Here is a 22,502-nt window from a genome sequence, read left to right on the forward strand (position 1 = left end):
CCATTTCTCACTTCCCAATAATTTCTACATCTTCCAGCGTAATATTTGACAAGGCATAGCTATGTAGTTTAGAGCGAGACCCTTCTCCATGCGCTTTAGGCGGATAGTATTTGGCTTTTAAATCTGGTGTATTTGCTAATAACTCATCCAGCGCAGCTCTAATTTCACTTAATGTTTTCTCTAAGCTATTCGAAAAATTCGGTCGTTTACGTATAGTGTGACCAAGGGAGATTAGTCGATGAAAATACTTGTCGGCCAACGCTAGCAACTCATCTGGTAATTCTTTGTTCTGATTCAAAGACGCGTCCGGGTTCGCTTCACAGTATTCTATCAATGCCAAATAAAAACACATAGGCTTATTAGCAAGCTGAACCTTAATATCTTTATCATTAGAAAGGTGTAATGCTTTTGAATATAGATCAATGTGTAAAATAGGCTTTTCTTCAATCACTGGCGCAATATTTTTGATCTTTCTTGAAATAATTTGGCGTCTAGTGATGCTCTTTAGTAAAACAAAGTTTAGAAGCGCCAAAATAAACGGGATGATATAAAAAGGCAGCTTGTGGCTGTCGTCAGCTTTAAACAGCAAATAAGTCTCATGTGTCGTCCCTGTTAGCACACTCACAACTTCGCCTTCCTTTGCGTGGAGGGCTTTGCTAGAAATAGCAGTCAGACGAATTCGACTCTGTTGCTCAACCAAAATACCGTTCAATGATATTAAATACTCACTCAAAGCTTCTTCATCGCCAGAATAATTCAGCGTTGGATCTTCTAATGATAATCTTGACCTATCAATTGCAACTCTCAATTTAACGCTTTGCATATCGCGTAAAATATTATCATCAATTGTATATTTATTTGATAAATTAAATATAATAAGGAAAATTATTAAATAAAGCGTAAACACAGAAACTTGTTTTAATGTAATCATTGATTTCCCCCTAAATAGTTATAAGGAAAGGTATTACATTGCCAATACTGATTTACGCTATTGAAGTAGCTAGAACCACCGTCTTTAGCAACACGCTGCAACACAGTTTGTAAAGAACATGCCAGCTCCGTATTGTCATTCAGCATTTTCAGGTACCATTTGCTGCCACTAATATTTTCGCCTATGGGTGTAATGTAGTTTTTCGAAAAGTTACGCTCATCAGACTCATTCCAATAGCTAGCAATAATATCTAACTCACCCGATGCTAGCTTATCTCGCAATATTTGATGAGAGCTAACATATTGAATGTTCAACGCATCTACATCTATATCTAAACTCATAAACGCTTTTTTAGGAATAATATGACCAGATCGGCTCGTCGGATAGTCCAACAATCCAATTTTCTTATCTAGAAAATACGCTTTTTCGTATTTTGGCTTCTCTCTATTGGAGATGAAGAATGCGGTATAAGCAGGGTAACCGATAACAGGCATATAACTATAAGTAGATTCAGCCATAAGCGCTTTCATTACATTATCTTTAGACAAAGTAAGGTCTGCTAGGCCTTTTGCGATAAAATCAATTTGTTCTGCTAGGTTGCCGCTCCACCAGACTTCAACCGCACCATACTGCTTTGCCAGCACAGGATCTTCGCATAGCTGAGGTGCCAATGACCCTGCCAAGCTTTTTATAGGCACATGTACACTGAATACCTGAGTATTTGAAACTGACCGAGTTTGACACTTTATGTTCTTTTGCATTACCGGAGGAAACTCCAGTGCATCACGCCCAGCTAATTGATTTGCAAGAAACCAACAGCACAGAACAGACAGAAACAAAACTGTAACAATGGTTGTATTATTGCTTAAATTGATATTGTATTTCACATTGATGATTTTCTTTTCCTTCAACCATGCTTATTAGATCAATTTTTATTACTTATTGCAATAGGTAATTTTACCAATAAAGCATAAGCCATTGTTTTAAATGCTTTATTAATAAGAAATTATGAATCTCTTTGACTCCTTTTATTTTCGTGAAAAATCCGGACAATTGACCTCATTGAAATGACTGGTTGCAGCCAGCTTCACAACGTATAGAGTTAGTAATGTTAAGAAGTTCAATTAAAATTTTAGCCGTTTCTCTTGGGTTACTGAGTAGCTCGGTTTTTGCGTGGGGCCAAAATGGCCATAGAGTTATTGGCGAGCTAGCGCAAATCCACCTAACGCCGAACGCGTCGTCTCATGTTCAACTTATTTTAGGCGATGACTCGCTTGCTGAGGTTTCTACTTGGCCTGATGAGATGCGCTCCAATCCAGAGCACTTTTGGCGCAAGCAAGCTGGCAAATGGCACTATATTAACATTGACAAGCCAGAGCAAATGCATGACCACACAAACGAGCGCATTTCTAACAGAGATCAAGTCAAGCATATCTTGGATGGAATTCACTACACTGCAAACGTCTTGAGAGATCCTTCCTCAGACCTAATAGACAAGCAATTTGCAATAAAGTTCCTAGTGCATTTAGTTGGTGATGCGCATCAACCTTTTCATGCCGGTAGAGCCGATGACCACGGTGGAAATAAAATCAAAGTTGAATTTTTTGGTAAGCCGTCTAATTTACACAAAGTCTTTGATACTGAATTAGTAGAGCATGAAAATCTTTCTTATACTGAATTGACCCAGTTTCTATCTACATCAGATAAAAACAAAATTGCCGAATATTTAAATAGCACCCCTTCAGATTGGTTATTGGAATCTAATCGAATTGCCGAAGAAATATATAAGAGCAATGAAACTGAAATAAGTTGGGGTTATATATATAAGCATACGCCAATGATTAAAACGCGCCTTCAACAAGGCGGGATTAGATTGGCAGGTTTGCTAAACCAAATTTTTGACAAAAACTCAAAACCTTTAGTTAACGCACTCGCGAAACGATAAGAGTTTTGAAAAATGATATTTAAACTAACTGATAAACCTAATAACACGGGAAACAACATAATGAAAAACGTTCGCTTAACTAAGGTAGCTGGTGCTTTAGTCTTAGCCCTAGGCGTATCTGCTTCAGCTTTTGCTTCAGACACATCATCTGCGATGCGAGGCAAGATCACAACACCTGAAGGTAGCGCAGCCGCAAACGTTAAAGTAACTGTAATTCACGAACCTACTGGTACAGTGAGCCACTTTGTAACGAATGATTCTGGTGCGTTCATCGCTAAAGGTCTTCGCGTTGGTGGTCCTTACAAGGTCATCTTAGACTCTGACGCATACAACGACACAGAACTAGACAATATCTACTTAGACCTTGGCCAGACTCGCCGTGTAACTTCTCAGTTAGAGCCTAAAAAAATTGAAACTATCCAAGTTTCAGGATACAAAATTGTTCAGCAAGCTGGCGGTTCATCAAGTGTCTTTGGTGAAGATGCGATTAAAAACATGCCAAGCTTCAACAACGACCTTAAAGACGTTGCACGTTTGAACCCATTAGCAACTGTTAACGGCAATGGTGAATTAACTATTGCAGGTAACAACCCAAGAACAAACAGCTTCACAGTCGATGGCATTGGTCAAAACGATGATTTCGGTCTTAGCTTCGGCGGTTACCCAACGCAGCAACCACCAGTAGCGCTTGACGCAGTTGAGCAGGTATCTGTTGACGCTGCACCTTTCTCAGCTAAGAAAGGTAACTTCGGCGGTGGTACTATCAATGCGGTAACTAAATCAGGTTCTAACGAATATACGTTCACAGGTTTCTATGAGTTTTCTAACCCAAGTTTAGCAGGTGATTTAGACAGTCTTTCATATAGAATGAAAGAGATCACACGCGATGACGGTAGCACTAGAACAGTAAGAGACCTTGATGATGATGAACATGTCAAGATCGATACTGATACGAATGCGTCCATTTTAAACGAAAAGCGTTTTGGCTTTAGCACAGGTGGTGCAATCTTAAAGGACGAGTTGTTCTACTTTGTTAACTACAATGCGTGGAGACAAACAGAAGAGCTAAATTATGGTTGGTCTAACTCAGGTGCTACTCACCAGCATGATGCTAGTCTTGAGGACTATACACGTTTTACCAACATTTTACGTGACACATATGGCCTTACAGACGAGCTTGGTGGCGACCCTGAAAATACTAACGACACGCTACTTGTTAAATTAAGCTGGAACATCAGTGACGCACACCGTGCTGATTTCACTTACCAGTGGCAAGATGACAATCAAGATCGTGAATACTCGGACGGTGGTGATGAAGTGCGTCTTGCATCACGTCGCTTCACTGAAGAAAAATCTTTCAATAACTTCTCTACAAAGATTTACTCTGATTGGACAGACAGCCTTTCAACTGAAATTGGCCTAGCTTATAAAGATGTAAGCAGTGAAAGTGTCAACAATTCAGACCTAGGTACAGTGTCTGTAAATGTCGCTGGTGGTCGTGGTACTAGTTTTGAGTTTGGTCGTGATGAATTCCGCCACACAAATAAGTCTGAAACAGAGACTATTGCATTTACTTTCGACGGTACTTATTTCTACGGCGACCACGAAATTAACTTTGGTGCACACCTAGAAAGCTTGCGTTTGTATAACCTATTCGCTGCAAATACTAAGGGTTCTTGGCAGTTCAATAGTCTAGAAGACTTCGCAGCTGGTACAATCAATGAATTTACATATCGCAATGCGTATACAAACAACTCTGACGACTTAGCCTATGATGCAACGCGTAAGCAGTTTGCTATCTATGTAGAAGATAAGTTCTACCCTACAGATGATTTAGAGCTAAACGTTGGTGTACGTTATGAGCGTTTATCTTCAAGCGATAAGCCAAACCTTAACCAAGCGTTCCTAAACACATACGGTTTCTCAAACCAAGAAAACCTTGATGGCCTAGACATCATTCTACCTCGTATTGGCTTCAAGTATTACGCGACTGAAGCGCTTACAATTAACGGTGGTATCGGTCGCTTCCAAGGTGGTATTCCTAACGTTTGGTACAACAACCCTTACCAAAACGACGGTATCACTTATGTATCTGCACCACAAAGTGCCCTTGATGCATACGAAGCAGCAAATAATGCTCTAGCAGCAGGTAGCGACAGCAAGATCACAGCAGCTGGTTTTGGTAGCGTACCAACATCTGTACAAAACGCACTTGTACAAGGTGCAGGTAGCACAAACTACACTGACCCTGACTTTGAACTACCTTCAAGCATCCGTGCTCAAATCGGCTTCGATTACGAGTTTGATTCAGAAATGCTAGGTGACGGCTTCAAGTGGTCTGCTGAGCTTTCTTACCACAAGAAAGAAAATGAAGCTGTATGGCACAACACTGCACTTAAAGCGGTTGGTAAGTCTGCTGACGAGCGTGTTATCTATGAGTCTATCTACTCAGGTGACGCCGCTGAAAACTTCGACATTATGATGACTAATGCTGACGAAGACGTACGCTCAATCATCTTCACAACTTCATTAGCGAAAGAGTGGGATAACGGTCTATACGTGTCTGCAACTTATACTCACCAAGACATTGAAGATGTATCACCAGGTTCTTCTTCTCGTGCACAAAGTAACTATAAGCATGCAGTAACACAAAGCCGTAACGTTGACCACGTTTCTACTGGTTACTACGAAATTGAGCATAGCTTCAAGATTAACCTGAGCTACAGCACACAGTTCTTCGATGGTTACGACTCACAGTTTAACGTATTCTTCGAGCGTCGTTCAGGTCGTCCATTCAGCTACGTAATGGGCTTCTTTAGAGACGATGCTTATGGTGATACAAGTGATTTCTATACAAACAGCGCGTATTTAGCATACATTCCTTCTGGTCCAAACGATGACAACGTTACATATTCAGAAGGTTTTAGCTGGGAGCATTTAGAAAAGATCTTGAACCGTGCAGGTATTTCAGAGCGTGGCCAAATCCTTGACCGTAACACATATCAACAACCTTGGGTTACATCAATGGATATTAGCTTTAAGCAAGAAATCCCAGGTTTCTACGACGATCACAAAGCGCAGCTTTACGTGATGATCGAAAACTTCGCGAACATGCTTAACAGCGATTGGGGCCAAGAGCGTCGCCTTCAATTCCCAAATCAGTCAATCTATGACTTCGGTGGCCTTGATGAAAATGGACGTATTGTTGTAGACAAACGCTATAATGGATTTGACACACGTAACTACAACCAAATCGATGACAACAAGTCAGCTTGGCGTGCGAAAATCGGTGTTCGTTACACATTCTAATATCTAACTTAAACATGTAATTAGATTCCAAAGGCCAGTTTTAAACTGGCCTTTTTTATTTTCGCTACACCTAAATTTTGGCAATTTTCCGTCCGAACTTTATTAAAAGCTTCATTACTTTCACCTCTACAGAATAATAACGTTAGGGAGTCGTAATCTCGCGCTGAGTGGTACTGTCCCGCTATAATACTACGAAGCGAAACGAGCTATATCTTTTGGCGGGCTTAAGTTTAAAATCAAAGAACACACGTATATTTTGCGCTGATGCGTGAAAAAACAGATTCAGACCCTCTGGGGTCTTAAATTAAAACGGTTTATAAACCGCTTAGGTTGCATGGAAGTAAATGGTGTTAGCCCTAAGTGCAAAGAAATGCTACAGGGGTATTGTATTCGCGAAGTTGGCGGTGTTAACAGCCCTACTCGATTGATAGCTGCACACCAGCGACTTCAATCAGCCTCTTAGTGCACACAGCAAATTACTTGAACGGTTTTATCAACAGCGCATTTGCAAGCTAATTAATCAAAAAAACTTGGCTCTCTATATTAACTTCTATTTTCAGATGTCACCTAAAGCCCAATTACTTTTCATTTTTTTCTTCTACCGACAAAGATAACTTGGCAATTAATTCTCTGAGTGTTGCTTTTTCATCGTCAGTAAAGCTCGATAAGAGTGTACGTTCCCACTCTTTTGCTTTTGGTGTTAATTGCCTATAGACATTTAACCCTTCATCTGTCGCTCTCAACACACTGGCTCGCTTATCCATAGGATGCTTTGTTATTTGAAGCAAGCTTTTTTCTTCTAGCTGTTTAATAGCACGAGAAACTGTAGATTTATCCATATTCGCCAATTCACAGACTCGTTTTGCTGTTGCGATCTCTAAATTAAAAACGTGGGAAAGCACGCGCCACTGTGCCTGTGTAAGGCCAGCTTCTGCGCTATAAACCTGTGCGAAGTCTTCGCTGACCTTAGTCGATAAAGAGACAAGTTGATAAGGTAAAAACTGGCTAATATCCAAAATTGATTGTTTGCTCACGATGGAAAGTACCTCTCACTTTTTGTAATTATTTATTTACAGTACATCTTTCTAGAGACGTTTGCAATTAATCTCACATGAGAGTATCTTACAGGAAACATTAATGGAGTCTAAGTAAAATGAGTACAGAATTCGAATATATGACAGGATTCGGTAACGAATTTGAAACCGAAGCATTACCTGGCGCGTTACCTGTCGGTCAATTTTCACCGCAAAAAGTTAAATACGACCTATACGCTGAGCAATATAATACAACAGCATTTACCGCCCCTCGTGCTGAAAATCGCAGAAACTGGTTCTACCGCATTCGTCCGTCGGTCCTGCAAGGCGAATATGAAGCGATGGATAACGGCCTAGTTCGAACTGGCCCAATTACAGAGGTCCCTACTCCTCCATCGATGTTACGTTGGAACCCTGTAGATGTGCCTAGCGAAAAAACCGACTTCATTGATGGCTTAGTCACTATGGCGGCAAATGGCAGTGCAAACAGCCAAGTTGGTATCGGCATCCATGTTTATGTAGCGAACGCTTCCATGGAAGGCCGCTATTTTTACAATGCTGATGGTGAGCTTCTATTTGTGCCACAACAGGGTGAATTAGTACTACATACAGAATGCGGAAAGCTTGCAATCAAACCAGGTGAAATTGCAGTGATTCCTCGTGGCTTAAAGTTCAGTGTGGAATTAATCAGTGAAACCGTAAGAGGTTACATTTGCGAAAACTATGGTCACCCGTATATTTTGCCTGAGCGTGGTCCCGTAGGCGCAAATGGTTACACGAATGAGCGCGACTTCCAATACCCAGTTGCCGCATTTGAAGATCTCGAGGGTGACTTTGAACTTGTCGCCAAGTTCAACGGTAATCTATTCCGTTGTGATATCGGTCATTCGCCATTAGATGTTGTCGCTTGGACTGGTAACAGTGGCCCATATAAATATGAACTGTCGCGCTTTAATGTAATGAATACGGTAAGCTTTGACCACCCAGATCCATCGATTTTCACTGTTTTGACCTCTCCTTCTGGTCAAGAAGGTGTTGCAAATGTTGATTTCGTCATCTTCCCTCCTCGCTGGATGGTGGCTGAAAACACATTCCGCCCCCCATATTACCACCGTAATATCATGAGTGAATTTATGGGTTTGATTGAAGGTGTATATGACGCAAAAGAACACGGATTTGTACCTGGTGGTATGAGTTTGCATAATTGTATGTCACCTCATGGCCCAGAAGCTGATGTATTCGAAAAAGCATCAAATGCAGAGTTAGAGCCTCAGCGCTACGAAAACACACTGGCGTTTATGTTCGAATCTCGCTACGTCATTTCTCCGACGAAATATGCGCTTGAGGGTAAAGAACGTCAGCCGAACTACGCTGATTGTTGGAAAGGCATCAAAAAATACTTTAAAGGCGCTTAATCTATTGTAGATTAAACTACAGCTAGAACGCTTTAAATTGGCCACTATATGTGGCCTTCGTCGTGAAAAAGGATCCCCAATGAAACTATATACTTATTTTCGTTCATCTGCGGCTTATAGAGTACGTATCGCATTAAATCTTAAAGGTATAGAGCATGAGCTTGAAGCCGTTAACCTATTAAAATCTGAGCAACAACAACAGCCTTACACGGACAAGAACCCTCAAGGCTTGTTGCCAGCAATGGAAACTGAGCAAGGCACACTTGCACAGTCTTTAGCAATATTAGAATGGCTAGAAGACACTCACCCTGAGACACCCCTACTGCCAAACGATCCTTGGCAAAAAGCACAGGTACGTAATTTCAGTTACGCAATCGCCTGCGATATTCACCCGATCGATAACCTTCGCGTACTTAAGTATTTAGCAAATGAGCTAGAAGTCACTGATGAACAAAAAACGACTTGGTATCAACACTGGATCATAGAAGGATTTAAGAAACTAGAGCCAACTCTTGGCGATGGCCCGTTTTGTTTTGGAGACCAACCAACTTTGGCAGACCTCTGCCTAGTTCCTCAAGTTTTCAATGCACTTCGATTTAAAGTAGATATGTCACAGTTCCCTAAAATATCATCTATTTATGAACACTGTAACACACTAGAAGCATTTATTAAGGCTGCACCTGAAAACCAGCCAGATGCAGCTTAGTCATTGTGTGGAGCGCTATTTAAGCGCTCCATGAACTTGATCGACATGGGCCAACAAATCATGCCCCAAGTCTGTTAGATATCCCCCGTCCGGACGATCAATCACGCCTTTTTCAAACAAACGTTCTGCTGCGGCTAAAATGCTCTGGTCAGCACTGCTATGTATTTTAAGACCTTGGTGTAAACTGCTCCTTGGAAATTTTGCTAAAAGTTCAAGTTCCGCCATTAACTGAGTGTCAAATGCCATACTTCCCCCTATTACAATCAAGCTACCATTCGGGCATGACTTGTGCTTACATTTAGATATAACTCGTTCGACGACACTGCCGTCGAAAATCCCTTTGACCGTAGTTCAAACAAGCAAACATGCTACTAAGTATTATTGTTGTTTTAGCTACTTTGACCTAATAAACATTAGCCTAGACTATGAGTAATGCCATGTATAAGATCAATTTTTTAGCATTTTTAATACTTTTTTTATTTATCAACCCCATAAATGCAAAAGAGCCATCTCCGCGTATCTTTGTTGACGCGCCAGAGCGTGTATGCTGGTTTAATTCATCAAAATATAGCGAGGGGTCAATTATTAAACAGTTTGATCAACGTTACATTTGTAGCCACCGATATGCAAATCAACCAGATAGCCCACTGGTTTGGCTTCAAATGAATAAACAAGGAGAAATAAAAAGGCTGGATTTACGTGGTAAGATACGAGTACACTAGCGCGTCGTAAAAAATGAGACAAAGTATGAGTACTGAACAACCGAATAATCCACTTCACGGTGTAAAACTGCAAGATATTTTAGAGCGCTTGGAATCTGAGCTTGGATGGCAAGAAATGGCGCGACTGGTCAACATAAATTGTTTTAAGTCAGATCCATCTATAAAGTCTAGCCTTAAGTTTTTACGTAAAACGCCTTGGGCTAGGGAAAAGGTTGAGCAACTTTATTTAGACACCTTTCATGGATTTGCGTGGCCGACCGCGCCCAAAAAATAACAGCAATATGTTGCTGATTTTGAGCAAGTAGATATACGTATTACTCAGCTTGTTTATATGCAAGCTTAATCTTTTTTAAGATATGAGGAGACATATTTTTATTGCAAGCAAAGTACAGTTGGGTATTAATATTTTTTAGCGTCAAAACCGGCTCTAGTTGAGCGCTTCTAGGCTCTTGTTGTTGTTTAAATTTAAACTGGTTGTCACTCAAAATGACCATATCTACAAAGCTTCTTCGCGCTTCTAATAGCTCAAATACCCGCTCAAACGAATTAATCAAGACCAAGTTGTAGCCTTCGATAAAACCATGTTTGACTAAAAATTGATGACTGTAGTTATCTTTGATAACTGCAACCTTATATTGCTTGGCATCTTCGACGGATTCTATTGAAATCCTTGAAGATTTTAGCGCATAAAATGATGTCGTAAATTGGCTAATTGGAAACACCCAATCAAACTTTTCGCCTCTTAAGTCATTTTTTGCCATTGAAAATATGCAGGTGTTACTGTCTCTGGCTGCTGTGTTATATGCCGTAGTCCAAGTTTGCACACTGATGTGGTAGTCAACTTCAGCTTTGCTTAATACTGCTCTGACCTTATCAGCGGCCAAACCCACCAGCTCCCCTTCGCCATTAAGGTATTGGAAGTTAGGAAAGTTCTCTGTCACTACATTCAATTTATATTGAGCGTAGACACCGCCAGCATACATCATCAAACAAATTACAAGCAAACACTTAAACAACTTAGACTCCCTCTACAATAGCCATAACAATGTAAACTATAGGAAAAAATAACTAGAGTGTGAAATAGGATGGTTAAATTTACCAAGCAAGTGTGAAAACTAATCTGAAGGTCACAATATGGTCAATAAGATTGGAAAGAAGGAGACAGCGCTCCTTCTCAGTTAGCTTTAAGCTTTGTTCATTGCATCAATCAAAAACGCAGAAAGCTTTGCACCTTCTCTCAATGTTGTTTCTGAACTAGATTGACCAGCCAAAGAGCTATCAGTGAATGGTGCGATTTCCATCATATCTGCACCTGTGATAGGGAACTCTTGAGCTAGAGCTTTAAGAATGGTCATCGCTTCATCCGGTGTTAATCCACCAGTCTCAGGTGTTCCCGTTGCTGCAGCAAACTCTTCGTCTAGCGCATCAATGTCAAAGCTTACATATAACTCATCCACTTTGTCTGCCTTAAGCTGCTCAATCACTTGTGCCACTATCGCATCGGCACCTTTTGAGCGAATTTCGTGCGCCCAATGCTGCTTAACACCGAATGTGCCTTCCCAATGTTCTTTTGATTTACCACTAGAGCGGATACCAAATTGGATTAAATGGTGCGGGGCAGGTAAGAATTCAAGAATATGTGTACACCATGAGCCAAAGCATAGATCAATACCTAGCCTTTCAACTAAAAGATCAGTATGCGCATCAAAGTGGATGATAGCTGTACGTTTACCCTGCTCTCTTTTCGCTTTTAAGTATGCTTTTGTAAGTGGGTAACTGATTGAATGGTCACCTCCAATGCCAAATACACCTTTGTCAGGGTAGTGCTTATAAAACCCATCACATACATCTTCAGTAATCGATAACGGCGCGACAAAGTAGTCACTGCTTTCGTCTTGATAAAGTGCTTTTTGACAATTAGAAATCGTGCCCTCATTCAAGTACTTGTCGTGCAGCAAGTGAGGGATAACACGTACGTCGCCTAAATCAAACGCAGAGGTCTGCGGCTGTTGTTCTATTAACGTACTGCGTAAAAACAAAGGACCCCAGTTAGCACCACGAAGAATACCGCCACCACAATCCGAGCTAATGCCCAGAATTGCGGCTTTATGCTCACTTTGCTCAATTGTTTTTAAAGAGTCTTTCCAAAGGGTATCTACACCTTCAGTTTGCCCATATAACTTTTGGCGAAGTGCTTCTTTTCTTTCTTTTGCTGTATTAACCGTGAATACACCATCACCCGGTGGGCACAAACAATTTTCTAGTTTTTCAAGGTATTGTGATTTGCTGTTGCTCATAGCGTGCTCCTCAAAAATTGCATAATCATGCTAAATTAACTCTATCTCAAAAACGTACAACGCGATTGAATTCAGCTGACTTGAACTTAAATTAAGGCACATACAGCTTTTCTTGAAAAGTAAAAAAGCCCATATAAACAATACCTTAAATATATTACAAGATGACCTTAGAGAAAATCAAAGTTGGAATATGGGTGGTATATCATGGCTGATTTATAAGTCAACCGCTGCATCAAATCCGTACTGGATGTACAGCGGTTTATTATTCAAAGAAGTTGTCTACTTATTCGTAACCTCGTGGTTTTTTGGTTTTGATAATCGCGATGTATCCGTGCCAGCTTGCGTAGGCAAGTAAAGGCATTATGATGATAAAACCTGCAGCACCAGTTAGAAAGCCAATGATCACCAATGTTACTATCGTCGCTCCCCAAACAAACATAGCAGATGCGTTCGTTTTTACCGCATTTACAGAGGACACAACTGCGGTCATGATGTCGACACGTCGTTCCATCATAATCTGCGGCGTAAATGCTGAAATTGCAAATACACAGAGCATGAGCACACCTCCCACAATTGACCCTAGGGCCAAAAACGCCTGAAGTTGCTCAAATGTTGGGTTTGGTACATTAGGATACAGCGCGTGAATGAGTGCTGCTAATCGCATCCAAACAATCATGATGACCATGAGTAAAATCGCAAACCCCCACTCTCCCGCTGGGTTTCTAAACATGGACTTTAAACTATGCATCAGCGTTGGTTTATGACCCTTCTCTAACTCCCACGCGACATCATATAAACCAGCGGCAAATGCAGGTCCAATTAACGCGAATGCGACTGACGCAGGCAAAATAACTAAGTGGGTTCCAGACTGAAAAACCAACCACATAATAAATGCAGGAATTATGCTAAACACCAAGCCATAGATCAGGCTTAACATTGGGGCTCTAATTATATCTTTGCAAGCCAATGATAACCAATGGAATGGAGCTAGCGCACTAATTTGATTGCTCTCTAAACACCGAGCAAACTCTTGGTTCTTATCGATAGGTTGAGATGTTGGCATAATGTTTCCTCTCTACATTGCTATATTAAGGTTTAGATGAGCACTGCCTAACATGCAAGCATTGCAATAATTGACTGTTAAATTTGTTATAAAATAGTCTCTACAACGTCTCAAATAGCCATGTTATTAATACGCGAATAGAGTTTCGGTTTAATTTGGCTATTTAGTTGTTGTCATTACCGATAGCGGACATGTGTCCTGTACTTAAAAGCCCGTAACTTTAACCATTACGTTTTAGAACATAAAAAGGTTTTTTATGGAAAAGGTATTTCATTTGGGGTTAACCCAAGCAGATCTTAAAGGCGCTACACTTGCAATCGTTCCGGGAGATCCTGAACGCTCAAAGCGAATCGCGCATCAATTAGAAGAGCCAATCTGCTTGGCACAAACCAGAGAGTTTCACGTATACCTTGCGAACATCAAAGGTCACCCGGTTGTTGTTTGCTCCACAGGCATCGGTGGTCCATCGACGTCTATTGCAGTGGAAGAGCTTGCACAACTTGGTATCAAAACATTCTTAAGAATTGGTACCACCGGCGCAATTCAGCCTCATATCGACGAAGGTGACATTTTAGTTAGTACCGCTTCGGTAAGACTAGATGGTGCAAGTCAACACTTTGCGCCACTATCATATCCGGCAGTTTCAGACTTCCATTCAACGCAAGCAATGGTAAAGGCCTGTGAACATGAAGGTGTGCCTTATCATACTGGTATCACCGCTTCGAGCGATACTTTCTATCCCGGCCAAGAGCGCTATGATACCTACTCAGGATATGTTTCTAAGGCATTCCAAGGCTCATGTGAAGAATGGCAAAAATTAAATGTCATGAACTACGAGATGGAATCAGCAACGCTATTTACAATGTGTGCAGCGCTTGGATTAAAGGCAGCGTGTATTGCAGGTGTACTAGTTAATAGAACAAGACAGGAAATCCCTGATGTAGACCATCAAATGGTAGAAAAACGAGCGGTTTCCGTCGTAATTAAAGCGGCAGAAATCATCGTTACTCAAACGAAGTAGGCAATTGCCTACTTCGCTTCAAATACATGGTGTAGCAAGGATGACTCACCAGTTAAGTTCGTCAAAACCGCTTCAGCAACTGCTTTTTGGTTCTCACACCCCTTAGTTTCGACCAGTGTCACGCGCTCAACTTTCGCGTCTTCGAGTTTTTCACCAGCCAAAGCTAATTGACTTAATACGCTGCTCATCGGCGACAAACTTGGGCTATACGCTGCATTTTCCGCGTATCGACCATAAAACACACGCCCATCAGTTAATACCAACTCGGCCGCACTCATATTTTTACTATACGGAACATATGCGAGTCTAACTTGCTCTTTGAGCTGCTCGGAAATTGGTAGAGAAATATCTATTTGCTCTGCATTTTGTGCCATTAATGCCTCTTGGTTACCCAAGTCTTTAGGACCAAAATCACACGGTAAGAGTTCTTCAAGAGAATACCTACCGGTAGGTAACAAGATTTCTAGCGTGCCTGCTGTGCTAAGTTCATTCATAAACTGGCGACAAAACCCACACGGGGCAGCATTTATAGCAATTGAGGTGATTTCTTGGGCGCCATTAATCCAAGCGTTATTAATCGCGGCCTGCTCCGCATGGACAACCAAAGACAGTGCTTGATGTTTAAATTCTAAATTGGCTCCTAGGTACATATTACCCGTCACTTTGTCAAAAATAACGGCGCCAACATAGAAAGAAGAAATCGGGGCTTGAGCGAATTTTGCAGCTATTGGCAGCAATGCTTGCTGTAAGGATTCAATATCACATTTAAGCTGTGATATTAATTGATTAACCAAGTCTGCTTTAATCACGCCATGTGATTGTTTGCACGACTCAACAATGAATAGTTCAGTTTTATTATCTATTAATGCCATAACTTTTTTATTATAGAATATGGCATGCCAGTTTACGCACCTTTTACGCGTTACTCAACCATTCCTTTGCCGATTTGAAACATTCAAAGTTCTCGGCATGAATACCAAAACGTTTTACTTTTTGTAAAAACAAATCGTGCATATACCCTTCAAAGCCAACGACGCGTGCTATTTGCATATTTGACACGTAATGCGCCACTTTAGGCATTACGTTTACGATATCAATTGCGGCAAACTTATGTTCCAACTCAGAGACATCCACCAGCACTTTATTGCTGCCATGCGACTCAGAGTATTTTTTCACTGCTTTATATGCGTTTAATACGTCTTCCACACCAGCGCGGCCTCTCAGCGTCATCATGATTAATGAAGTAGATTTATCGTAGGTAATGCTGGTTGATAACAATGACATTGTTCACTCTATATGTTCAGTTAAACTTATAAAAATTTTATCGTGGCCGTGAATTTTAATTTATAGAGGCTCGCTGTCAACAAATTACGATTTAAAAACTAGCAAAAAATAAAAAACCAATCCATTAGGATTGGTTTTTTATTTCTAATTGTTATTTAAAGGTTTACCTTTAAAACTTTTAGGAAAATAGGATTAACCTGTATTACGCAAACCCGCCGCAATCCCCATCATGGTGATCATCAAGGCGCTATCCAGTTTTTGATCTTCATCTGCTCTGGTGCGCTTAAGTAACTCAACCTGTAAAAGGTTAAGCGGGTCGGTGTAAGGGTTTCTTAATTTAATTGATTCTTTTACCCAAGGTTGCGCTGACAGTAAACTTCCTTTCGGTGCTAACCTTTTTACGCCTTCCATAGTTTCTTTCAATTCAATACGCAGTTTTTCACCTATAGGACGCAACTCGTCTGGCACCAAACGTTCGTCATAATACTCTGTTAACCACAGGTCAGCTTTACAAAATACCATCTCAAGCATCTCAAGGCGGGTTCTAAAGAAAGGCCACAAGTCGCTCATCTCCTCAATTAACGCCTCCCCGCCTAAGTTCAACACGGCTTTTATACCCTCATTCGCACCTAACCAAGCTGGTAGCATTAGCCTGTTTTGACTCCATGCAAATATCCACGGTATGGCTCTCAAACTTTCAATGCCCCCTTTTGGGTTACGTTTTGCGGGTCTCGAGCCAAGGGGTAGCTTAGCTAGCTCAATTTCTGGCGTTGCACTTCTAAAGTAAGGCACAAAATCAGGTGTATTACGCACGTACTTTCGGTATTGCTCACAAGAAGCCTTGCTAAGTAACTCCATCGCTTCGCGCCATTGCGATTTTGGTGTTGGAGGTGGGAACAGGTTATTTTCAACGATTGCACTTGCATACAGCGACAGACTTTGAATGGCGACATTCGGCAATCCAAACTTGAAACGGATCATTTCTCCCTGTTCGGTAACTCGTAAACCATGCTTTAACGACCCAGGAGGTTGCGACCGTAAAGCTTGTTGCGCAGGCGCTCCTCCTCGACCGATAGTTCCCCCTCGGCCATGAAACAGCTTCATTTTGATATTGTGCTGCTCACCCAATGAGATTAAAGATTCCATGGCACGATACTGTGCCCAGCCAGCGGCCATCATGCCCGCATCTTTTGCAGAATCAGAGTACCCAATCATTATGTACTGCTGATGAGCAAGGTGGCCTTTGTACCAGCTGGAGCTCAAGAGCGCTTTCATGACTTCCGGTGCGCGGTTTAGATCATCTAGGGTTTCAAATAAAGGAGCTACAGGAAGGTTGAACCTGACACCACTTTCTTTTAATAGCAATTGCACAGCCAAAACATCCGAGGCGTTTCTTGCCATAGATATCACATAGATGCCCAATGCAGCTCGGTCTTGAGCCGCGATCGTTTCAAATGTATTGATAACTTCTTGGGCAGCTTCGCTTGGCTGCCATTGTTTTGGAATAATCGGACGTCTTGAACTTAACTCAGACAGCAAAAATGCCTGTTTATCGGCCTCAGACCATTGTGCATAATCGCCTATTCCCAAATACCTTGTTAGCTCGGATAGCACCTCTGTGTGCCGAGCGGAGTCTTGTCTAATATCGAGCTTACACAAATGCACACCAAAACAATCTAAGCGGCGTAACACATCTTGAAGTAACCCTTTTGCAATTACTTCCATTCCTTGTTCGTTAAGAGAGTTAAAACAGACAAGTAACGGTGCTCTTAGCTGATCTGTAAAACGGATCTTATCGCTACTGGAGCTCGGCAAACCTTTGATTTTGTCTTCCAAATGATTAATTGTTTCCCTTAAATCAGATTTGAGGGACTTCAAAAGTTGACGGTAAGGCTCACTGCTACCGTGCGTCATCTCAAGTAGCGTTTCATTCGCTTCACTCATAGAAAGTTCAGCACTTAACTTATCTAAATCACGGTAATACAAATCAAGTGCCATCCACCTACCATGATCCAGTACGCTCTGTGTCACTTCTGCCGTAACATTCGGGTTTCCATCTCGGTCTCCCCCCATCCAAGAAGCAAGTTTAAGCGGAGAATAGTTAAGAGGTAAGTCGACATGTAAATATTGATTAACCAACTTGGTTAGATTATCTACAAATTGTGGAATAGCGTGCCATAAGCTGTTTTCTACAACCGCGAACCCCCACTTTGCTTCTTCCAGAGGTGTAGGACGTTTATCTCGGATTTCATTGGTGTGCCACGCTTGGCAAATCAACTGCGCCACACGCGACAGTATGCTTTCTCTTTCAATACTATCTGTGTCATTGTTTTCCAGTTGCTTTAAACAATCACTCAGCTCCACATGTTTGCTGATAATTGTTCTTCTAGTCACTTCTGTAGGGTGCGCCGTTAATACGAGCTCTATTTGCAGAGCCTCAATTACACCTATTGCATCTTCAAGTGAACACTCACCTTTTTCGACACGAACTTTCAGCGTTTTTAGGGTCCCCTCGATAGTAGCGAAAGGGCCTTCTGGTGAGCCTGACTTAGAGACGGTATGGTACTGATCGGCAACATTCGCAAGGTTAAGAAAGTGGTTAAATGCTCTGCAAACAGGAAGTAACTCCTCATTACTTAACGCTTTTAAGGTTTCAATTAACGTCTGACGAGCTTGATGATCGCCGCTTCTAGATGCTTTCGCAAGGTGTCTAATTTGTTCTACCTTTTCTAGCACTTTTTCGCCTTGCGCATGCTCGATAGTTGCACCTAAACACTCACCAAGCAAACTAACATTGCGGCGTAAATTTGTATATTGCTGATCCATACACATTCCTTGAATACTAATTAATCAACCCAATATACTGTCAAACTCATAAAAATGAAAAGACCATTTCATTACAGCACTCACTGTGTATTTATCGTCATTAATAACCTCAAATTGGCGACTGATCCAAATACTGGAATAGTACGTAGAATCTAAAAACACTTTACTCTGAAACTGATGAATCAAGACATAGCCGTCGTAATTGGTGCAAATGGTGCTATCGGCAAAGCCGTATTAAATGAAAAACTGAAGCACAACACACATGTAATAGCTGTCAGCAGGACACCTGTTAACGTCAAACACCCGTACATGACTATGTACGAAAGTGACTATTCTGCGCAAAGTATTCACACTGTCGCAGAGCGGATCGGTCGTATTTATCCAAAAATTAGGTCTATCACCGTGTGCAATGGAGTTTTGCACACAAGCGATAACATGCCGGAAAAAAAGATAGAGTCTTTTGACCATGATTACTTTGGCACTTTGCTGCATGTAAACACGACAATACCATTTAGCTGGTTGCAAGCATTTATGCCTTATCTACTTTCTACGGAAGCACCTTGTGTTTTCACAGCGTTGAGCGCGCGGATCGGAAGTATCAGCGACAACAAATTAGGTGGATGGTATAGTTATCGTGCATCGAAAGCAGCGCTCAACATGTTGTTTAAAACCGCAGCAGTTGAGCTTAATAGACGTAAATGCAACGCCAAGTTAATGCTGTTTCACCCTGGCACCACAGACTCAGATTTATCGAAACCATTTCAAAATAATGTACCTCCAAACAAGCTATTTACGCCAGCCTTTGTTGCCGAACAGTTAAACAAATTCGAGCAAAATAGAGAATTTAATGGCGACGTAGACTTCATAGATTGGCAGGGACAAACCATAAGTTGGTGATACCATGATTTTAAAAAATGCTGATATTGCAAATCTTCATGAGCGATACAGAGCACACTTTGTTAACTCTCTATCTGGCTACAAAAGCGCGAATCTGATAGGAACCCGTAGCTTAAAAGATGACGAAAACCTGTCTATTGTTAGTTCAGTTTTTCATTTAGGTGCAAATCCACCGCTGATGGGGGTCATTTTTCGTCCACACAGTGTGAGACGAGATACACTAGAAAATATTATTGAAACTGAAACGTACACAATTAATCACGTTAATTCCCTAATTTGGCAAGAAGCACACCAAACGTCTGCTAGGTATGAAGAGTTACAATCAGAGTTTACAGAAACCGGTTTGACGCCTCACTATCACGAAGAATTTGAGGCGCCTTTTGTTGCGCAAAGCCAAGTCAAGATAGGTCTGAAGTTACGTGAGTATCAAACTATCGAGCTTAATAAAACTGTGCTCGTGATCGGTGAAATTGTACATGTAGAGGTACCCAATGGGGCCGTCAATGAAGATGGATACATCAATATCGAGCAACTGGATACCGTGGCTGTATCAGGGCTTGATTGTTATCACACCACTGAGAAACTTGATCGGTTGGAATACGCCAAACCAGATAAACCGGTTTCAATAAAGCAATAGTAAAACAAATGGGCCTTGTTTATTTAGGCCCTTGCTGAAGCAAATCAATTGATAAGCCATTAGACAACTCACGGCACGCAATTTAACTTCCAAGGTACACCAAACCTATCGTTAACTATTGCATAGCATGGTGACCAAAAAGTTTTTTGTGGCGTAAGAATAACGTGCCCTTCTTCTTTAAACGCTGCAAATAACATCTCTACTTGCTCTATTGAAGGTAGCCTGAGGAGCAAACAAAACCCTGTGGGTTGCTCATACTCCTCGGGAACAGAATCGGCCCCAACCAATTCGAAACTATCGATAGATATCACGCCATGAATAATTTTGTCTTGCCAATCAATAGGCACGCTACCTTTTAACGGTGAATCCTTGTATGCCAAAAGAGAACCAATAACCCCACCTAAATGCGTTTCATAAAAAGCAAAGGCCTCAGCACACCGACCATCAAAATTCACATGAATAGATAATTTCATTTTTCACCTCACTGGGTTGTAAAACCGCTATTGCAACAGAACAGTCCACCAAACATAAAAGGGTTAAAGCTTCACTTTGATTAGTTCGTCAACAACATCTATCCAGCTCTGGAAAAACTCATCAACATGGTGTTTTTGAGATGGAGATAAAGTTTCCCTCATATTTATCAGCAGTTTAATTTGCTTGTTCATCCACTGCGTTCGAACACGCTTCAAATGTTCTGGTGCGTTATCCATTGAATTGAAAACGTTGTGAGCCATTAACTGGTGTTCAGTCTGTTTCAATGGTGTTTTTAACGCCAATAAAGCGTCGAGTCTTGTTAGCCTGCTCTGTGTATGTAAATTCCATACTTCTCGATTGTATTCAGTTTCATCTAAATATTTGGTTATGATACTGCGCTGTATCGGCGAAAGGTCGCCAAGTATATCTTCAAAGCGCTCAATGGCTCTTTCGAGTCTATCTGTATTTTTTGCTCGACTTTGGGCTCGCTCTTTTAAGGTACTCATTAACTGTTGTTTTTGTTGTTCCCCGAGCCCAATCAGTAATGTCAAAGTTGGCTCATTTATACGTTTTGTGACCTCGTGCCAATGTCCTTGTACTTCATCAGCTAGCTGCTTTAACTGCGATTCATCAAGCGATTGCCACTCATTCTTAAGCACTTTCAACCATTTGAGGTATTCTGGCATATACTCTTTTTGATGTATTAACTGAAAAGCATTGAATGACACCAAAAAGTACTGCTCTTGCGTATCCGATAACTCAACAATATCCTCTAATCGGTTCAAGGCTAAGCGGTCTGCATTTTTATACATGGTTTCGTATAAGCAGCCACTCAATGTAAATAGTAAAATAAAAACAATAAGATGTTTTCTCATCAAACCCTCAAATACAATTAATTATCATTTACAGTTGACATCAAGGTTAAAGTTATTGATAATCATTCTCAATGAAACGCAAAGACTGATCATACGCATTGAGCTTTTTGTTTCATAATAGTGAAATGGCTATTCGACCCAGTTATTTCACGTACTCATTTACTTGCTACATTACATTGCTCATATCGGTGACGGTTGATATGAAACGAAAAAGCCCTATTAGGGCTTTTTTTATTTCCCTTCAAAAGCTTATAATCTAAACTGGTAAATTGCACTAGGTGCATTAAACTAAATTTATCCCCCCTGTGCTATAAGGAGAAACGCCATGTGGCAAAAAATAACTCGAACCTTTGTGTTAACGGGGCTTATAACCTGCTCAGCCCCTTCCTTTGCGACCTTAGAAGAAGGCATTGCAGCTGCCAACATGGGTAAGTTCGATGTCGCGCTGAAGGAATTTAGATACCTTGTTGATATGGGCTATGCGCCCGGCATGTATGAACTTGCCAAAATGTATGATGGTGGGTATGGAGTACCTAGAGACCCCAGAAAAGCCGCAGAATTGCTCCAACGCGCAGTAAAACTTGGAAGCTCTGATGCGATGTTCGCGTTGGCTGTCATGTACGAAGAAGGCAGAGGCGTAAAACTAGACAAGCAAAAAGCTGTTGACTTGTTTTCACAAGCCGCTAAAAAGAACTTACCTGCTGCCCAGTATAACTTGGGCGTTATGCATGCTAACGGTGATGGCGTCGCTCAAGATTACTTACAAGCACGCTTTTGGTATGAAAGAGCAGCTGCAAATAATTACACTTTGGCGATGTTTAATCTTGCCTTGCTATATTACCAAGGCCTAGGCGTCCAAAAGAATATTGAGCGCTCCTACATTTGGAATACGCTAGCCGAGTTTAATGGATACCAGCCTGCAACAGAAAGCCGACAATTAGACGAACAAAGCATGTCTAGATCTCAGATAGAAAGAGGGCAAAAAATAGCCAACGAAATTTATCATAAAATACAGGCTCGTACGTATATAGCTGGGAGTGGGTTTACCCAATAACAACCAGCGGCC

The 22,502-nt window shown here is 41.2% G+C and carries 22 protein-coding genes; 10 read left to right on the top strand and 12 right to left on the bottom strand.

Going from position 1 to position 22,502, the window contains the following annotated elements:
- Window positions 1-7: 7 nt before the first annotated feature.
- The gene (locus N480_RS03285) at window positions 8-931 is read right to left on the bottom strand and encodes a hypothetical protein (protein ID WP_063371094.1); all 924 of its coding nucleotides are present in this window, start codon (window positions 929-931) and stop codon (window positions 8-10) included.
- Entirely contained in the window at window positions 928-1,818 is an 891-nt protein-coding gene (locus N480_RS03290; RefSeq protein WP_196761441.1) for a hypothetical protein, read from the bottom strand. The genes N480_RS03285 and N480_RS03290 overlap by 4 nt, the downstream gene beginning before the upstream one ends.
- A gap of 221 nt (window positions 1,819-2,039) precedes the next feature.
- Here N480_RS03290 and N480_RS03295 point away from each other — a divergent pair, with 221 nt between their 5' ends.
- A complete protein-coding gene (locus N480_RS03295; RefSeq protein WP_063371095.1) occupies window positions 2,040-2,876 on the top strand; it encodes a S1/P1 nuclease in 837 nt (278 codons plus the stop codon).
- A gap of 60 nt (window positions 2,877-2,936) precedes the next feature.
- Complete coding sequence (locus tag N480_RS03300; protein WP_063371235.1) at window positions 2,937-6,185, top strand: TonB-dependent receptor; 3,249 nt, start codon at window positions 2,937-2,939, stop codon at window positions 6,183-6,185.
- Window positions 6,186-6,763: 578 nt separating this feature from the next.
- Here the strand turns inward: N480_RS03300 and N480_RS03305 are convergent.
- Window positions 6,764-7,219 carry a MarR family winged helix-turn-helix transcriptional regulator gene (locus tag N480_RS03305; RefSeq protein WP_063371096.1) on the bottom strand — a complete coding sequence of 152 codons (456 nt, stop codon included), beginning with the start codon at window positions 7,217-7,219 and terminating at the stop codon, window positions 6,764-6,766.
- 119 nt (window positions 7,220-7,338) lie between these two features.
- Between N480_RS03305 and hmgA the strand changes: the two genes are divergently transcribed.
- Both hmgA and maiA read left to right on the top strand, forming a co-directional pair.
- On the top strand, window positions 7,339-8,634 hold the full coding sequence (gene hmgA, locus N480_RS03310) for a homogentisate 1,2-dioxygenase (protein WP_063371097.1): 1,296 nt from the start codon (window positions 7,339-7,341) through the stop codon (window positions 8,632-8,634).
- 79 nt (window positions 8,635-8,713) lie between these two features.
- Complete coding sequence (gene maiA, locus N480_RS03315; RefSeq protein WP_063371098.1) at window positions 8,714-9,340, top strand: maleylacetoacetate isomerase; 627 nt, start codon at window positions 8,714-8,716, stop codon at window positions 9,338-9,340.
- 15 nt (window positions 9,341-9,355) lie between these two features.
- Here the strand turns inward: maiA and N480_RS03320 are convergent, their stop codons facing one another.
- Complete coding sequence (locus N480_RS03320; protein WP_063371099.1) at window positions 9,356-9,586, bottom strand: TIGR02647 family protein; 231 nt, start codon at window positions 9,584-9,586, stop codon at window positions 9,356-9,358.
- 191 nt (window positions 9,587-9,777) lie between these two features.
- On the opposite strand from N480_RS03320, the gene N480_RS03325 reads away from it, so the two are divergent.
- Together N480_RS03325 and N480_RS03330 are read left to right on the top strand one after the other, a co-directional pair.
- Complete coding sequence (locus tag N480_RS03325) at window positions 9,778-10,062, top strand: DUF1496 domain-containing protein (protein WP_063371100.1); 285 nt, start codon at window positions 9,778-9,780, stop codon at window positions 10,060-10,062.
- A 25-nt stretch (window positions 10,063-10,087) separates the two neighbouring features.
- Entirely contained in the window at window positions 10,088-10,336 is a 249-nt protein-coding gene (locus tag N480_RS03330) for a VF530 family DNA-binding protein (RefSeq protein WP_063371101.1), read from the top strand.
- 40 nt (window positions 10,337-10,376) lie between these two features.
- Here the strand turns inward: N480_RS03330 and N480_RS03335 are convergent, their stop codons facing one another.
- From N480_RS03335 to N480_RS03345, 3 genes are all read right to left on the bottom strand, one after another.
- Window positions 10,377-11,078 (bottom strand): substrate-binding periplasmic protein, encoded by a 702-nt coding sequence (locus tag N480_RS03335; protein WP_231102216.1) that lies wholly within the window; start codon window positions 11,076-11,078, stop codon window positions 10,377-10,379.
- Between the two features lie 168 nt (window positions 11,079-11,246).
- Window positions 11,247-12,359: an arginase family protein gene (locus tag N480_RS03340; RefSeq protein ID WP_063371102.1), complete on the bottom strand. Its 1,113-nt coding sequence runs from the start codon at window positions 12,357-12,359 to the stop codon at window positions 11,247-11,249.
- Between the two features lie 283 nt (window positions 12,360-12,642).
- Window positions 12,643-13,422: a DUF2189 domain-containing protein gene (locus N480_RS03345; protein WP_063371103.1), complete on the bottom strand. Its 780-nt coding sequence runs from the start codon at window positions 13,420-13,422 to the stop codon at window positions 12,643-12,645.
- A 256-nt stretch (window positions 13,423-13,678) separates the two neighbouring features.
- On the opposite strand from N480_RS03345, the gene udp reads away from it, so the two are divergent.
- Entirely contained in the window at window positions 13,679-14,443 is a 765-nt protein-coding gene (udp, locus tag N480_RS03350; RefSeq protein WP_063371104.1) for a uridine phosphorylase, read from the top strand.
- Window positions 14,444-14,451: 8 nt separating this feature from the next.
- On the opposite strand, the gene cdd is transcribed toward udp, so the two are convergent.
- The 3 genes from cdd to ppc form a co-directional block, all read right to left on the bottom strand.
- Window positions 14,452-15,315: a cytidine deaminase gene (gene cdd, locus N480_RS03355; RefSeq protein ID WP_063371105.1), complete on the bottom strand. Its 864-nt coding sequence runs from the start codon at window positions 15,313-15,315 to the stop codon at window positions 14,452-14,454.
- A 43-nt stretch (window positions 15,316-15,358) separates the two neighbouring features.
- Window positions 15,359-15,727 carry a hypothetical protein gene (locus N480_RS03360; protein WP_063371106.1) on the bottom strand — a complete coding sequence of 123 codons (369 nt, stop codon included), beginning with the start codon at window positions 15,725-15,727 and terminating at the stop codon, window positions 15,359-15,361.
- A gap of 192 nt (window positions 15,728-15,919) precedes the next feature.
- On the bottom strand, window positions 15,920-18,553 hold the full coding sequence (gene ppc, locus N480_RS03365; protein WP_063371107.1) for a phosphoenolpyruvate carboxylase: 2,634 nt from the start codon (window positions 18,551-18,553) through the stop codon (window positions 15,920-15,922).
- Between the two features lie 177 nt (window positions 18,554-18,730).
- Between ppc and N480_RS03370 the strand changes: the two genes are divergently transcribed.
- Together N480_RS03370 and N480_RS03375 are read left to right on the top strand one after the other, a co-directional pair.
- The gene (locus N480_RS03370) at window positions 18,731-19,450 is read left to right on the top strand and encodes an SDR family NAD(P)-dependent oxidoreductase (RefSeq protein WP_063371108.1); all 720 of its coding nucleotides are present in this window, start codon (window positions 18,731-18,733) and stop codon (window positions 19,448-19,450) included.
- Between the two features lie 4 nt (window positions 19,451-19,454).
- Window positions 19,455-20,087, top strand: a complete 633-nt coding sequence (locus N480_RS03375; protein ID WP_063371109.1) for a flavin reductase family protein — start codon at window positions 19,455-19,457, stop codon at window positions 20,085-20,087.
- A gap of 68 nt (window positions 20,088-20,155) precedes the next feature.
- Here N480_RS03375 and N480_RS03380 read toward each other — a convergent pair whose 3' ends face one another.
- Together N480_RS03380 and N480_RS03385 are read right to left on the bottom strand one after the other, a co-directional pair.
- Window positions 20,156-20,560 (bottom strand): VOC family protein, encoded by a 405-nt coding sequence (locus N480_RS03380; RefSeq protein WP_063371110.1) that lies wholly within the window; start codon window positions 20,558-20,560, stop codon window positions 20,156-20,158.
- Between the two features lie 63 nt (window positions 20,561-20,623).
- Window positions 20,624-21,436 carry a DUF6279 family lipoprotein gene (locus N480_RS03385; RefSeq protein ID WP_063371111.1) on the bottom strand — a complete coding sequence of 271 codons (813 nt, stop codon included), beginning with the start codon at window positions 21,434-21,436 and terminating at the stop codon, window positions 20,624-20,626.
- 325 nt (window positions 21,437-21,761) lie between these two features.
- Between N480_RS03385 and N480_RS03390 the strand changes: the two genes are divergently transcribed.
- Window positions 21,762-22,490, top strand: a complete 729-nt coding sequence (locus tag N480_RS03390) for a tetratricopeptide repeat protein (RefSeq protein ID WP_063371112.1) — start codon at window positions 21,762-21,764, stop codon at window positions 22,488-22,490.
- Window positions 22,491-22,502: the final 12 nt, after the last annotated feature.

Origin of the sequence: Pseudoalteromonas luteoviolacea S2607, assembly GCF_001625575.1 — a bacterium.
In the GTDB taxonomy this organism is placed as follows: domain Bacteria; phylum Pseudomonadota; class Gammaproteobacteria; order Enterobacterales; family Alteromonadaceae; genus Pseudoalteromonas; species Pseudoalteromonas luteoviolacea_E.